We start from the raw sequence: 12,328 nt of genomic DNA, 5'->3' as shown, positions 1-12,328 counted from the left end.
GTCTCGCCCATGAATGCCTCCCTCCGCCTTGGCTGGCGCACCCTCTGGCGCGATTTGCGCGCCGGCGAACTGCGCCTCTTGATCGTTGCCGTGCTGCTGGCCGTGGCCGCCCTCACGGCGGTCGGCTTCTTTGCCGACCGATTGCAGGGAGGCTTGCAGCGCGACGCGCGGCAGCTGCTCGGCGGCGACGCCGTGGTAGTAAGCGACAACCCCACGCCTGAGGCTTTCATTGCGCAGGCACGCGCGTACGGCCTCCAGGGCACCAGCACCTACGGCTTTCCCACCATGGCACGGGCCGACGACGCCCAGGGCGGCGCCAGCAAGCTGGTGGCGCTGAAAGCCGTGACCGCGGGCTACCCGTTGCGCGGCAACCTGCAAACTGCGAATGCGGCCGATGCGTCCGGCAGCATCACGCGCGACATTCCCCCGGCGGGCGAGGTGTGGGTCGATGCCTCGCTGCTCGATTCGCTCGCGCTCAAGGTGGGAGACATGCTTCTTCTTGGCGACAGCAGCCTGCGCATCGGACGCGTGATCACGCTCGAGCCCGACCGTGGCGCGGGTTTCATGAGCTTTTCGCCGCGCGTCATGCTCAACCAGGCCGACGTGCCGCGCACCAGGCTCGTGCAGCCCGCGAGCCGTGTCGGCTACCGCTATGCCGTCGCGGGCGACGATGCAGACGTCAAGCGCTTTTCCGATTGGGCCGAGGCCACCATCAAGAAGGGCGAAATGCGCGGCGTGCGGCTCGACTCCTTCGAAGGCGGACGCCCCGAAATGCGGCAGACGCTGGACCGGGCCGAGAAATTCCTGAGCCTGGTCGCGCTGCTCGCGGCGCTGCTCTCGGCCGTGGCCGTGGCGCTGGCCGCGCGCGGCTTTGCGGCCAACCATCTCGATGATTGCGCGATGCTGCGCGTGCTCGGCCAGAGCCAGCGCACCATCGCCATGGCGTATTCGTTCGAGTTCGCAGTCGTCGGCATCGTCGCCAGCGGTCTTGGCGTGGCCATCGGCTTTGCCGTGCACTACGTGTTCGTGGTGCTGCTTGCGGGGCTGGTCGAAACGGCGCTGCCGGCAGCCACCTTGTGGCCCGTGGCCTTCGGCCTGGGCATGGGGCTCACGCTGCTGTTCGCCTTCGGCCTGCCGCCGGTTCTGCAGCTGGCCAAGGTGCCCCCCCTGCGGGTGATCCGGCGCGATGTCGGCGGGCTCAAGCCCGCATCGCTCGCGGTGCTGGGTATTGGCGTCGCCGGCTTTGCCGCATTGCTGATTGCGGCCAGCAGCGACCTGAAGCTCGGCCTGATCGCCGTGGGCGGCTTTGCGGGCGCCGTGGCCGTGTTCGCTCTGCTGAGCTGGCTGGCTGTGAAGGTGCTGCGCCGCAGCGTCAACGAAACAACCGCGCCGCGCTGGCTGGTGCTGGCCACGCGCCAGATCTCGGCGCGGCCGGCCTATGCGGTGGTGCAAGTCAGCGCGCTGGCGGTCGGCCTGCTTGCACTGGTGCTGCTGGTGCTGCTGCGCACCGACCTCGTGGCGAGCTGGCGCAGGGCCACGCCGCCCGATGCGCCCAACCGCTTTGTCATCAACGTCATGCCCGACCAGAGCACCGCGTTCCAGAAATCGCTGCGCGACGCCGGCGTGCGCAAGTTCGACTGGTACCCGATGATCCGCGGCCGGCTGGTGGCCATCAACGACAAGCCGGTGTCGCCCGACGACTACGTGGAAGACCGCGCCAAGCGCCTGGTGGATCGCGAGTTCAACCTCAGCAACAGCGTGGAGGCACCGGCGCACAACAGCATCGTGGCGGGTGCGTGGAAGCCCGATGCGCCCGGCGAAGTGAGCGTGGAAGAAGGCCTGGCCGAAACGCTTGGCCTCAAGCTGGGCGACGTGCTGCGCTTCGACATCGGCGGCATGCAGAACGATGCGCGCATCACATCTCTGCGCAAGGTCGACTGGGGTTCGATGCATGCGAACTTCTTCGTGATGTACACCGTGGCCGCTTTGCCCGACGTGCCCGTGACCTACATGGGCGCCTTCCGCGCACCCGAAACCCGGGGCTTCGACAACGCGCTGGTGCGCAGCTACCCCAATGTGACCAACGTGGACATGAGCGCCACCATCAACCAGGTGCAGCGCGTGCTCGACCAGGTGATTCGCGCGGTCGAGTTCCTCTTCGGCTTCACGCTTGCGGCGGGCCTTGTGGTGCTGTTTGCCGCGGTCACCGCCACGCGCGAAGAGCGCGCCCGCGAGTTCGCGGTGATGCGCGCGGTCGGCGCCCGCGCCAGTTTGCTGCGCCAGGTGCAGCGCGCGGAGCTGGCCGGTGTCGGCCTGCTCGCCGGCTTCCTGGCGAGCATCGTGGCCTCCGTTATCGGTTGGGGGCTTGCGCGCTACGTGTTCGACTTCACCTGGACCGCATCGCCCGTGGTGCCGGTGGCCGGTGCGCTCGCGGGCGCCGTGCTGGCGCTGGCCGCGGGATGGTGGGGCTTGCGCGACGTGTTGCGCAGGCCGGTGGTGGACACGCTGCGGCGCGCGGCCGAGTAATAGATTTTTTTCTTCGGTCGCGGGCGGGAAGGGCCTGGGAATGCAATACATTCCCCGGCCCTGCATTCATTCGATGAGAACCCCCCTACATGCGCTTGGCGTCATTCCAGATCACCAACTTTCGCTCGATCAACGACAGCGGCTCCATCGATTCCACGCAGCTCACCGCGATCCTCGGCCGCAACGACAGCGGCAAGTCGAACCTGCTGCGCGCGCTGCACAGCCTGAACCCCGCCGAAGGCATGACCGAGCTCAGCCCGATCAAGGACTTTCCGCGGCACCGCCGCCTTGAAGAGTGCCAGGCCGATACACCGGTCGTTGCCACACGCTGGGCCCTCGACGAGGGCGAGCGGGCCGAGCTCACGGAGATGCTTCCACGCGCGGCCAACGTGCGGCACGTCACCGCCGGTCGCGGCTACGGCACGGCGCGCTGGACGGGGCTCGAAGGCCTGGCGGAGTTGTCGCTCGACGTGTCGGACATCAAGGGCAAGGTCCGCAAGATCGTGCCGGCGGTGAAGGCCGCGGCCGAGAAAGTCGCCGAGGAGGCAAGGGCGACGCTGGAGCAGGAGGCCGACGCCTTCGACGCCGCCATGATCCTGAGCCCCGACTACATCCGGTGGTCGGAAGGCGCGGTCAAGGCGCTGCAAACCTTGCGCAAGGCGCTGGCCGTTGCGGATGCCGAGCTCAGCGACAAGCAGGAGCAGATGCTGCTCGAACTGGAGGACATGGCCCGTGCGATTGCCAACGACACGCCGGCGCTCGCAAAGGCGAAGCAATGGGTGCTCGAGAAGCTGCCGCGCTTCATCTACGTGGACGAATATCCGGCACTGCCCGGCCGCCAGAACATTGCGGACTACCTGGTGCGCAAGGGCTGGGGCCAGGCGGCGCCTGAGCAGCAGGGCTTCGAAAAGCTCTGCAAGGTGGCCGGACTCGACCCGCAGCAGTTGCAGGACCTGCTCGACAAGAACGACCTTGCCACGCGCAACCAGCTCGTCAATCGCGCGGGCGCCGTCGTCACTTCGGAGATCCGCAGGTTGTGGAAGGACCGTGAGCTCAAGGTGCGCTTCAACCTCGACGGGCCGTACATGGACACGCTGGTGTCCGATCCCGACGACACCTACGAGGTGGAAGTGAACCTCGACGAGCGCAGCCGCGGCTTCCAATGGTTCTTCTCGTTCTACGTCACCTTCTTTGCGGACACAAAGGGCGGCCGTGCAGGCGATGCCATCCTGCTGCTGGACGAGCCCGGCCTGCACCTGCATGCGCGCTCGCAGGCCGACCTGCTCGAGCACTTCGAGCGGGACTTCGGCAACCAGATCATCTACACCACTCACTCGCCGTTCATGGTGCCGGTTCATCGGCCCGATGCGGTGCGCACGGCCAGCATGGGGCCGTCGACCGGCACCATCGTGAGCAACAAGGCAGAGGGAGATGAGCGCACGCTGTATCCATTGCGGGCCGCGCTCATGCTGAGCCGCATGGTGAACGAGGCCGCTGCATCAGTCGACGAAAGCGCTCTGGCGGCGGTTCCTGTCCAATAGAGGCATGGAACACCTACCGGACGACATTGCAGAGCGGCTGACTGAACTCGAGATCAAGTCGAGCTACGCGGAAGACCTGCTGGAGCAGCTGAACATGACGATCTATCGTCAACAGCAGCAGATCGACAGCTTGATTCTTCAGGTGACGCAGCTGAAACAGCAGAGCCAGAACGCGGGGCAGGAAGGGGCGGCGCGCAGCTTGCGGGATGAGTTGCCGCCGCATTACTGAGGAGGGCTGCTCCTGCAGTTTTCGGCGCTGCTGTTCAGGGCGGCGCACCCGCCGACGGGGTACCTTTCTCCGCGAATGTCCCCCGGCCTGCGGCCTCCTCCTTTATTTCGCTGCGCAAGGCACCCCGCCAGCGGGTGCGTTGCACAGAGCGGAGGTTGATCAGCGGTACACCAGCAGCGCGTCCAAGTGCACAGGGCATCGGGTGCTCCGCGCAGCGAAATAAAGGAGGAGCCGAAGGCGGGGGACATTCGCGGAGGGGAGTACCCGGTGGCCTTTGCACGCGCCCTGAACAACGGCGCCCTGAACAACGGCGCCCTGACCAACAGCGCCAAGAACAAGATCAGCCGTGCGAATGCCAGAGCACAGCAAAGAAGTGGCAAGAACTACCAGCCAACACGAACAGGTGCCATACAAAGTGGGCAAACCGCACCTTGTTGTCGAACAAGAAGACCACCGCACCGGCGGTGTAGAACAGCCCACCGGCCACGAGCCAACCCAGCCCTGCCGGCGACATGCGTTCGTACAGCGGCACCGCCGCCATCAACGCCATCCAGCCCATTGCCACATAGAGCCCGGTCGACCACAGCGGATGCTGCAGCCGGTTGAACAGCTTGGCACCCACGCCCAGCGCCGCCGCCGCGCAGATGGCTCCGAACAGCGTCCAGCCCCATGGCCCACGCAGCACACCGAACAGAAATGGCATGTAGCTGCCCGCGATGAACAGGTAGATGGCTGCGTGGTCGAGTCGGTTGAACCACGCCTTGGCCTTGCCGGTAGGCAGCGCGTGGTACAGCGTCGAAATGAGATACAGCACGATGGCCGTGCCTGCGAAGAGCGAGGCACCGACGATGTTGGCGGCCTGCCCCTTCTGCGCGGCGCTGTAGACCAGGATAGGCAGCGACGCAATGGCCAGCAGCAGGCCGAGGCCGTGGCTCAGTGAGTTGAAGATCTCTTCCAGCGTGGTCTGGCTACGCACTGCGGATGTCGGCTTGCCGGAGTTCATGTCGATGTCGCCTTGCTATTTGACTTGCTGCTTGCCGAGCTTGCGCGCCAGCGTGCGCCGGTGCATGCCAAGCCGCCGCGCGGTCTCCGAAATGTTGAAGCCCGTCTCGGCAAGCGTCTCGTGAATGCGCTCCCACTCCAGCGTCTTGATCGACGTCGAGCGGTTGGTCAACTCTACCTCGGTGGTGCCCGTCGCCCGGCCGAACGCGGCTTCGATGTCGTCGGTGTTGGAGGGCTTGGCAAGATAGTGGCAGGCGCCCAGCTTGATGGCCTCCACGGCCGTGGCAATGCTCGCAAAACCTGTGAGCACCACGATCAGCATCTCGGGGTTGTGCCGGTGCAGCATCTGCACGCAGGCCAGGCCCGAGGCCTCGCCGTTGAGCTTCAGGTCGACCACCGCGTAGCCGGGCGAATGGCCTTGCAGCAGCGTTTCGACCTCGTCGGCATTGCTTGCGTGCGTGACCGCATAGCCGCGGCGCTCGAACGAGCGGCCAAGCGTGCGCGCAAAGGCCGCGTCGTCCTCGACGATCAGCAACTGGCGCTCGGCTTCGGCGGCGTCCGTCATGGGCTTGTGGTTCCAGTCATGGCAATGGTGTCGTCCATGGCTTCATCGTCCTCTTCCTCCAGCACCACCGCCGATAGCGGCAGCGTAATGGCCACAGTGGCGCCGCCTTCGGGCCGGTTGCGCACCGCCACCCGGCCTCCGAGCGTGCGCGCCACGTTCACCACCAGGAACAGCCCGAGCCCGCCGCCCGGCCGGCCCTTGCTCGACTGGTAGGGCTTGCCGAACTGCTTCAGCATCGCGGGCGGAAAACCCGGCCCTGCATCGGTGACAGTGAGCGTCAGCGCATCGGCGTCTTGCACCACTTCCAGGCGCAACCAGTGCGGCGAGGCTTCCAGCGCATTGTCGAGCACGTTGCAGATCATCTGCTTCACGGCCGAGTCGGAAACCATGGGCAGGTCGCGGCCAAAACGGTTGTCGTAGTCGAACTCTTCCACAGGGCGTGTGGTGCGCCATTCCTCCACCAGTTCGTCGAGGAAGGTGCTCACCGTCGTTTCTTCGGACGATTCGCCCCGCGCTTCGCCAGCCGACAGCAGGATGCCGCTCACGATGCTCTTGCAGCGCTGGATCTGCAGCTCCATCTCGGCCACTTCGGTCAGCAGCTCGGGGTCTGAACTGAAATGCGGCAGGCGGCGCCAGTCGCCGAGGATCACTGCCAGCGTGGCAAGCGGCGTGCCCAGCTCATGCGCGGCGCCCGATGCGAGCAGGCCCATGCGAACGATGTGCTCTTCTTCCGATGCGCGTTGTCGCAGGTCGGCCAGCCGTGCATCGCGCGCGCGCAGGTTGCGGCTGATGCGCGTGATGAACACCACCAGCAGCGCCGCGTTGAGCGCAAAGCAGATCAGCATGCCCTGCACATAAGGGCTCCAGAGTCCGCGGTCGTGGTCGAGCGGCAGCGCGAGCGGGCGCGAGAAAAGCGCCAGCCCTGCAAAGCACAGGCTGGCAATGACCACGATGGTCCATGTCGACCATGCCTTGAGCAGCACCGCGCCCAGAATGACCTGCAAGAGATACAGAAAAACGAACGGATTGGTCGCGCCGCCGCTCAGGTAAAGCTGCGCGGTGAGCGTGGCCACGTCGACCAGCAACGCAAGAAACAGCTCGCCGTTGGTCACCTTGCGAAGGGTGCGCGAGCGCAGCAGGCTCACCACGTTGAAGAGGGCCAGGCACGCCAGCACCAGCAGCATCTGATCGAGCGGCAGCCGGATGCCGAAGCCGTAGTGCACGAACAGGATGGTGATCACCTGCCCGACCACCGCAAACCAACGCAGCTGGATCAGCTGCTGCATGTTCTTGTGGCCGGTGGCGTTGTCCAGGCTTGCGACGCCCGCGCGGGGCGCGTGCAGTTCCCCCGCTACGGCGGAGACTTCAGTCGGGGCGGGGGCCGTCTTGGCGGTGTCTTCCGTCGGCATGAGAGGCATTGTCGCCGCTGCGGTCGGCTGAGTTGGCGAGCTTGCGGCGGCGATCGTCACGCCACACGAACCATGCCGCGCCCGCGACCATCAGCGCCAGGCCGTACCAGGTAATGGCATAGACGAGATGGCTGTTGGGAAAGGCGATGACCGTGAGGCCGCCAGCGGGCCATGCCGGTGCCGTGCCTTGGGGGGAGGGCATGGCCTCGGCATCGATGAAGTAGGGCGCCGCATTGTCCAGGCCGCGCGCGGCGGCAATGGCCTGCACGTCGCGCGAGAACCAGCGATCGGCGGCCGGGTCGTTCTTGCGCAGGAAGCCGCCCTTGGGCTCGGTGATGCGTAGCAGGCCGGTCACGGCGGTCTCGCCCTTGGGCTCGGTGGCCGTGCGCGACGAGCGCTCGCGTGCCTCGGGCGGCACGAAGCCGCGGTTGACCAGCACCGTGGTGCCATCGGCCGCCTGCAGCGGCGTCAGCACCCAGAAGCCGGCGCCGAGGCGGGTGCTGGCCTGCACCAGGGTCTCCTTGTCGTGCAGAAAAGTGCCGGTGATGCGCAGGTGACGGTATTCGTCGGCGGCCGCGCTGATCTGCGGCCAGCGGTCGCGCGCTGGGGCTTCGGAGGGCGGCGCGTGCACGCGCTGTTCGACGCGGGCGATGAGATCGAGCTTCCAGGCCCTGCGCTCGACCTGCCAGTTGCCGAGCGCGACAAAGCCGGCAAAGGCAAGCGCCGCGCAGACCATGAAGATCACCCGCGCGGCCGTGGAGCGCTGCCGTGCGGCCATTGTGTTGCGGGTGCTGTGGTCTGGCGGCAGGGTCGTCGTCAAGGCATGTTCTTCATGTCGTGCACCGACATCGGCATCATGTTGGCGTTCATGTGGTACATGACCCAGAGCGAGCCGGCCAGCGTGATGACGACGAGCACGATGGTGAAGATCAGCGCCAGCATGTTCCACCCGCTCTCGGACTTGGCGTCCATGTGCAGGAAGTAGATCATGTGCACGACGATCTGCACCGCGGCAAAGCCGAGGATGATGAGCGAAGTGGTGTGCGTGTTGACAAGCACCTTGCCCATCACGAGCCAGAACGGAATCGCGGTCAGGATCACGGCCAGCACGAAGCCGGTCATGTAGCCCTTGAAGGTGCTGTGGCTCACGGGGCCATCGTCGTGATGGTCGTCGTGTGCATGGTGCTCGTGGTGCGCGTCGTGGCCGTGCGCGGCGGCAGTGTTGGTGTGGGCGGTGCTCATGCCATCGATCCCATCAGATAAACGAAGGTGAAGACGCCGATCCACACCACGTCCAGGAAGTGCCAGAACATCGACAGGCACATCAGGCGGCGGCGGTTGGCGGCGGTGAAGCCGTGCTTGGGCAACTGGAACATCAGCACGACCAGCCAGATGATGCCGAAGGTCACGTGCAGGCCGTGGGTGCCGACCAGCGCGAAGAACGACGACAGGAATGCGCTGCGCTGCGGGCCCGCGCCTTCATGGATGAGGTGCGCGAACTCGTAGAGCTCCAGGCCGATGAAGCCGGCACCCAGCAGGCCCGTGATGGCAAGCCACACCAGCGTGCCGCCCATGCGCTTCTTCTGCATCTCCAGCATCGAGAAGCCGTAGGTAATGGAAGAGAGCAGCAGCAGCGAGGTGTTGACGGCCACCAGCGGCAGGTCGAACAGGTCGGCGCCCGAGGGGCCGGCCGCGTAGCTGCGGCCCAGCACGCCGTACACCGCGAACAGGCAGGCGAAGATGAGGCAGTCGCTCATCAGGTAGAGCCAGAACCCGAGCAGCGTGCCGTTCTCTGGGTGGTGGTCGTTGCCGACGTGGAACAGCTCGAACACGGGCGGCTTGCCCGTCTGGTCGCTGTGGGCGTGGCCGGCCGCGGGGGAGTGGAGGGCGGTGGTATCAGACATGGGCTGCTGCCAGGAGGCGCGTGCGTTCGGCTTCGGTACGGACGACATCTTCCGCGGGAATGTAGTAGTCGCGCTTGTAGTTGAAGGTGTGAATGATCACGGCGGCCAGCATGGCGACAAAGCCGATGCCCGCCACGAGCCACATCTGCCAGATCAACGCAAAGCCGCAGACCGCTGCCAAGGCCGCGATGATGAAGCCCGCGCTGGTGTTCTTGGGCATGTGGATGGGCGTGAAGCCTTCGAGCGGGCGGGCATAGCCGCGGCGCTTCATGTCGGTCCAGGCGTCGTTGTCATGGATGCGCGGCGTGAACGCGAAGTTGTAGGCCGGCGGCGGCGACGAGGTCGACCATTCGAGCGTGCGGCCGTTCCACGGGTCGCCCGTGGTGTCGCGCAGCGACTCGCGGCGCACGAAGCTCACCACCAACTGGATCAGGAACGACGCAATGCCCAGTGCGATCAGCACCGCGCCGAAGGCCGCGACCTGGAACCAGAACTGCAGCGACATGTCCTGGAAGTGGCTCATGCGGCGCGTGACGCCCATCAGGCCCAGCACATACAGCGGCATGAACGCGACCCAGAAGCCCACGAGCCAGAACCAGAACGAGCACTTGCCCCAGAACGGATCGAGCTTGTAGCCGAAGGCCTTGGGGAACCAGTAGGTAATGCCCGCCAGCATTCCGAACAGCACGCCGCCGATGATCACGTTGTGGAAGTGGGCGATGAGGAACAGGCTGTTGTGCAGCACGAAGTCGGCCGGGGGCACTGCGAGCAGAACGCCCGTCATGCCGCCGATCACGAAGGTGACCATGAAGCCGACAGTCCACATCATGGGCAGCTCGAAGCGGATGCGGCCGCGGTACATGGTGAAGAGCCAGTTGAAGATCTTCGCGCCCGTCGGTATCGAGATGATCATCGTCGTGATGCCGAAGAACGAATTCACGCTGGCGCCGGAGCCCATGGTGAAGAAGTGGTGCAGCCAGACGAGGTACGACAGGATGGTGATCACGATGGTGGCGTACACCATCGAGGCGTAGCCGAAGAGGCGCTTGCCGCTGAAGGTGGACACCACTTCGGAGAAGATGCCGAAGGCCGGCAGGATGAGGATGTACACCTCGGGGTGGCCCCAGATCCAGATCAGGTTCACGTACATCATGGCGTTGCCGCCGAGATCGTTCGTGAAGAAGTTGGTGCCGGCATAGCGGTCGAGCGACAGCAGCGCGAGCACGGCGGTGAGGACCGGGAAGGCGGCCACGATGAGCACGTTGGTGCACAGGGCGGTCCAGGTGAACACCGGCATCTTCATCATGGTCATGCCCGGCGCGCGCATCTTCACGATGGTGGCCAGCAGGTTGACGCCCGAGAGCAGGGTACCTACCCCCGCTATCTGCAGCGACCATATGTAGTAGTCGACCCCTACGTCGGGACTGAACAGAATGCCCGAGAGCGGCGGGTAGGCCAGCCAGCCGGTCTTGGCGAACTCGCCCACGAAGAGCGACGCCATCACCAGGCCGGCGCCGAAGGTGGTCATCCAGAAGCTGAAGTTGTTCAGGAACGGAAAAGCCACGTCGCGCGCGCCTATCTGCAGCGGCACCACGAAGTTCATAAGGCCCGTGACCAGCGGCATGGCCACGAAGAAGATCATGATCACGCCGTGCGCGGTGAAGATCTGGTCGTAGTGGTGCGGCGGCAGGAAGCCGGCGTTGTCGCCGAAGGCAACGGCTTGCTGGGCCCGCATCATGAGTGCGTCGGCAAAGCCGCGCAGCAGCATGACAAGGCCGAGCACGATGTACATGATGCCGATCTTCTTGTGGTCGATGCTCGTGATCCAGTCGCGCCAGATGGTGCCCCAGAGCTTGAAGTAGGTAACGGCGCCCAGGATGGCAAGGCCGCCCAGCACCACGGCCGCAAAGGTCGCCAGCAGAATGGGCTCGTGGTATGGAATCGCCTCCCACGTGAGGCGGCCGAAGACAAGCTTCGTCAGGTCAAGGTTTTCGAGCATCGTCATTCTTCGGTGGTGCACATCGCCGTGACGTACTTGCGCCTTGGCGAATTGATGAGGGTGTCAGCCTGCCAGGCCTGCATGGTGGCAATGTTGAACGCGCCGGGCTTGCCCAGCCCGCCACTCGCGTCGATGGCCATCATTTCCTTCATGCACATCTTGTTGCGGTCCACGCAGAGATTGAGGATGGCGTCGTACAGGTCAGGGGCCACGGTGGCGTAGTGCCGCACCGGCTCCCGCTCGCTCGGCACTTCGAGCTTCTTGTACTGCTCGCGCGTGAGTTCGCCGTCCTTGCCCGCCTTGACCTTCCGCACCCACTGGTCGAAGTCGGTGTTGCTCAGGCCGTGGAACTTGAAGCGCATGCCCGAGAAGCCGGCGCCGCTGTAGTTGGCCGAGAAGCCCTCGAACTCGCCGGGCTTGTTGATGACGGCGTGCAGCTTGGTCTCCATGCCCGGCATGGCGTAGATCTGGCCGGCGAGCGCGGGAATGAAGAAGGAGTTCATCACCGAGGAGGCGGTGATCTTGAAAGTGATCGGCCGGTCGACCGGCGCGGCCATTTCGTTCACCGTGGCAAAACCCTGCTCGGGGTAGATGAAGAGCCACTTCCAGTCGAGCGCCACCACTTCGACCACCAGCGGCTTGGCTTCGGCGGGAATCGGGCGCTCGGCGTCGAGCCGGCTCAGTGGACGGTACGGGTCGAGCGTGTGCGTGCTGATCCAGGTGATGGCACCCAGCGCGATGATGATCAGGAGCGGCGCGCCCCAGATCGCGAGTTCGAGCTGGGTGGAGTGGTCCCAGTCGGGGCTGTAGTCGGCCTCCTTGTTCGACTGGCGATAGCGCCAGGCGAAGAAGAGCGTCAGCGCGATCACCGGAACGATGATGATCAGCATCAGCACGGTCGAGACGACGATGAGCCGCCCCTGCTGATTGGCGATGTCGCCGGGAGGATTCATGAGCACCGTGTTGCAGCCTGCCAGCAAGGCAAGGGGAAGCAACAAGGACCATCGCCGAAGAGATTTGAGGGTGGGCATGCCGAAAGAAAGAAGTGCAGGGGCTGCGCAAAGACCCCACAATCTACGACCAAAGGTTGCGCCCCGCTATTGGACGTTTTGTCCTATGGCGGGAATCCCCGTTCGGTGAGACGCTTGGAGCC

Annotated in this window: 11 protein-coding genes; 3 read left to right on the top strand and 8 right to left on the bottom strand. The window is 65.3% G+C overall.

Annotation, left to right across the window (positions count from 1 at the left end; all coding sequences use genetic code 11):
* Positions 1–9 precede the first annotated feature (9 nt).
* From GOQ09_RS20685 to GOQ09_RS20675, 3 genes are all read left to right on the top strand, one after another.
* Entirely contained in the window at positions 10–2,526 is a 2,517-nt protein-coding gene (locus GOQ09_RS20685; RefSeq protein ID WP_157615289.1) for an ABC transporter permease, read from the top strand.
* An 89-nt stretch (positions 2,527–2,615) separates the two neighbouring features.
* Positions 2,616–4,067, top strand: a complete 1,452-nt coding sequence (locus GOQ09_RS20680; protein WP_157615287.1) for an AAA family ATPase — start codon at positions 2,616–2,618, stop codon at positions 4,065–4,067.
* A gap of 4 nt (positions 4,068–4,071) precedes the next feature.
* The gene (locus GOQ09_RS20675; RefSeq protein WP_126748443.1) at positions 4,072–4,296 is read left to right on the top strand and encodes a SlyX family protein; all 225 of its coding nucleotides are present in this window, start codon (positions 4,072–4,074) and stop codon (positions 4,294–4,296) included.
* 340 nt (positions 4,297–4,636) lie between these two features.
* Here the strand turns inward: GOQ09_RS20675 and trhA are convergent, their stop codons facing one another.
* Genes trhA through cyoA form a run of 8 tightly spaced genes read right to left on the bottom strand, consistent with a single transcriptional unit; the run spans position 4,637 to position 12,206 of the window.
* On the bottom strand, positions 4,637–5,299 hold the full coding sequence (gene trhA, locus GOQ09_RS20670; protein WP_157615285.1) for a PAQR family membrane homeostasis protein TrhA: 663 nt from the start codon (positions 5,297–5,299) through the stop codon (positions 4,637–4,639).
* 15 nt (positions 5,300–5,314) lie between these two features.
* The gene (locus tag GOQ09_RS20665) at positions 5,315–5,863 is read right to left on the bottom strand and encodes a response regulator transcription factor (protein WP_157615284.1); all 549 of its coding nucleotides are present in this window, start codon (positions 5,861–5,863) and stop codon (positions 5,315–5,317) included.
* The gene (locus GOQ09_RS20660; RefSeq protein WP_157615282.1) at positions 5,860–7,272 is read right to left on the bottom strand and encodes an ATP-binding protein; all 1,413 of its coding nucleotides are present in this window, start codon (positions 7,270–7,272) and stop codon (positions 5,860–5,862) included. Before GOQ09_RS20660 ends, GOQ09_RS20665 begins: the two co-directional genes overlap by 4 nt.
* Positions 7,229–8,050 carry an SURF1 family protein gene (locus tag GOQ09_RS20655; protein ID WP_157616788.1) on the bottom strand — a complete coding sequence of 274 codons (822 nt, stop codon included), beginning with the start codon at positions 8,048–8,050 and terminating at the stop codon, positions 7,229–7,231. The genes GOQ09_RS20660 and GOQ09_RS20655 overlap by 44 nt, the downstream gene beginning before the upstream one ends.
* Before the next feature lie 38 nt (positions 8,051–8,088).
* Complete coding sequence (gene cyoD / locus GOQ09_RS20650) at positions 8,089–8,514, bottom strand: cytochrome o ubiquinol oxidase subunit IV (protein WP_207309881.1); 426 nt, start codon at positions 8,512–8,514, stop codon at positions 8,089–8,091.
* The gene (gene cyoC, locus GOQ09_RS20645; RefSeq protein WP_157615280.1) at positions 8,511–9,176 is read right to left on the bottom strand and encodes a cytochrome o ubiquinol oxidase subunit III; all 666 of its coding nucleotides are present in this window, start codon (positions 9,174–9,176) and stop codon (positions 8,511–8,513) included. The genes cyoD and cyoC overlap by 4 nt, the downstream gene beginning before the upstream one ends.
* Positions 9,169–11,181: a cytochrome o ubiquinol oxidase subunit I gene (cyoB, locus tag GOQ09_RS20640; RefSeq protein WP_157615278.1), complete on the bottom strand. Its 2,013-nt coding sequence runs from the start codon at positions 11,179–11,181 to the stop codon at positions 9,169–9,171. Before cyoB ends, cyoC begins: the two co-directional genes overlap by 8 nt.
* On the bottom strand, positions 11,178–12,206 hold the full coding sequence (cyoA, locus tag GOQ09_RS20635) for a ubiquinol oxidase subunit II (protein ID WP_157615276.1): 1,029 nt from the start codon (positions 12,204–12,206) through the stop codon (positions 11,178–11,180). The genes cyoB and cyoA overlap by 4 nt, the downstream gene beginning before the upstream one ends.
* Positions 12,207–12,328 lie beyond the last annotated feature (122 nt).

The organism is Variovorax paradoxus, from assembly GCF_009755665.1.
In the GTDB taxonomy this organism is placed as follows: Bacteria; Pseudomonadota; Gammaproteobacteria; order Burkholderiales; family Burkholderiaceae_C; genus Variovorax; species Variovorax paradoxus_G.
The sequence above is the reverse complement of the archived record's forward strand: the minus strand, read 5'-3'. Positions and strand labels throughout refer to the sequence as shown.

Bases quoted from the DNA above. Each gene is read 5' to 3' on its own strand.
- GOQ09_RS20685 (WP_157615289.1), top strand. From the start codon at position 10: ATGAATGCCTCCCTCCGCCTTGGCTGGCGCACCCTCTGGCGCGATTTG.
- GOQ09_RS20680 (WP_157615287.1), top strand. From the start codon at position 2,616: ATGCGCTTGGCGTCATTCCAGATCACCAACTTTCGCTCGATCAACGAC.
- GOQ09_RS20675 (WP_126748443.1), top strand. From the start codon at position 4,072: ATGGAACACCTACCGGACGACATTGCAGAGCGGCTGACTGAACTCGAG.
- trhA (WP_157615285.1), bottom strand. From the start codon at position 5,299: ATGAACTCCGGCAAGCCGACATCCGCAGTGCGTAGCCAGACCACGCTG.
- GOQ09_RS20665 (WP_157615284.1), bottom strand. From the start codon at position 5,863: ATGACGGACGCCGCCGAAGCCGAGCGCCAGTTGCTGATCGTCGAGGAC.
- GOQ09_RS20660 (WP_157615282.1), bottom strand. From the start codon at position 7,272: ATGCCGACGGAAGACACCGCCAAGACGGCCCCCGCCCCGACTGAAGTC.
- GOQ09_RS20655 (WP_157616788.1), bottom strand. From the start codon at position 8,050: ATGGCCGCACGGCAGCGCTCCACGGCCGCGCGGGTGATCTTCATGGTC.
- cyoD (WP_207309881.1), bottom strand. From the start codon at position 8,514: ATGAGCACCGCCCACACCAACACTGCCGCCGCGCACGGCCACGACGCG.
- cyoC (WP_157615280.1), bottom strand. From the start codon at position 9,176: ATGTCTGATACCACCGCCCTCCACTCCCCCGCGGCCGGCCACGCCCAC.
- cyoB (WP_157615278.1), bottom strand. From the start codon at position 11,181: ATGACGATGCTCGAAAACCTTGACCTGACGAAGCTTGTCTTCGGCCGC.
- cyoA (WP_157615276.1), bottom strand. From the start codon at position 12,206: ATGCCCACCCTCAAATCTCTTCGGCGATGGTCCTTGTTGCTTCCCCTT.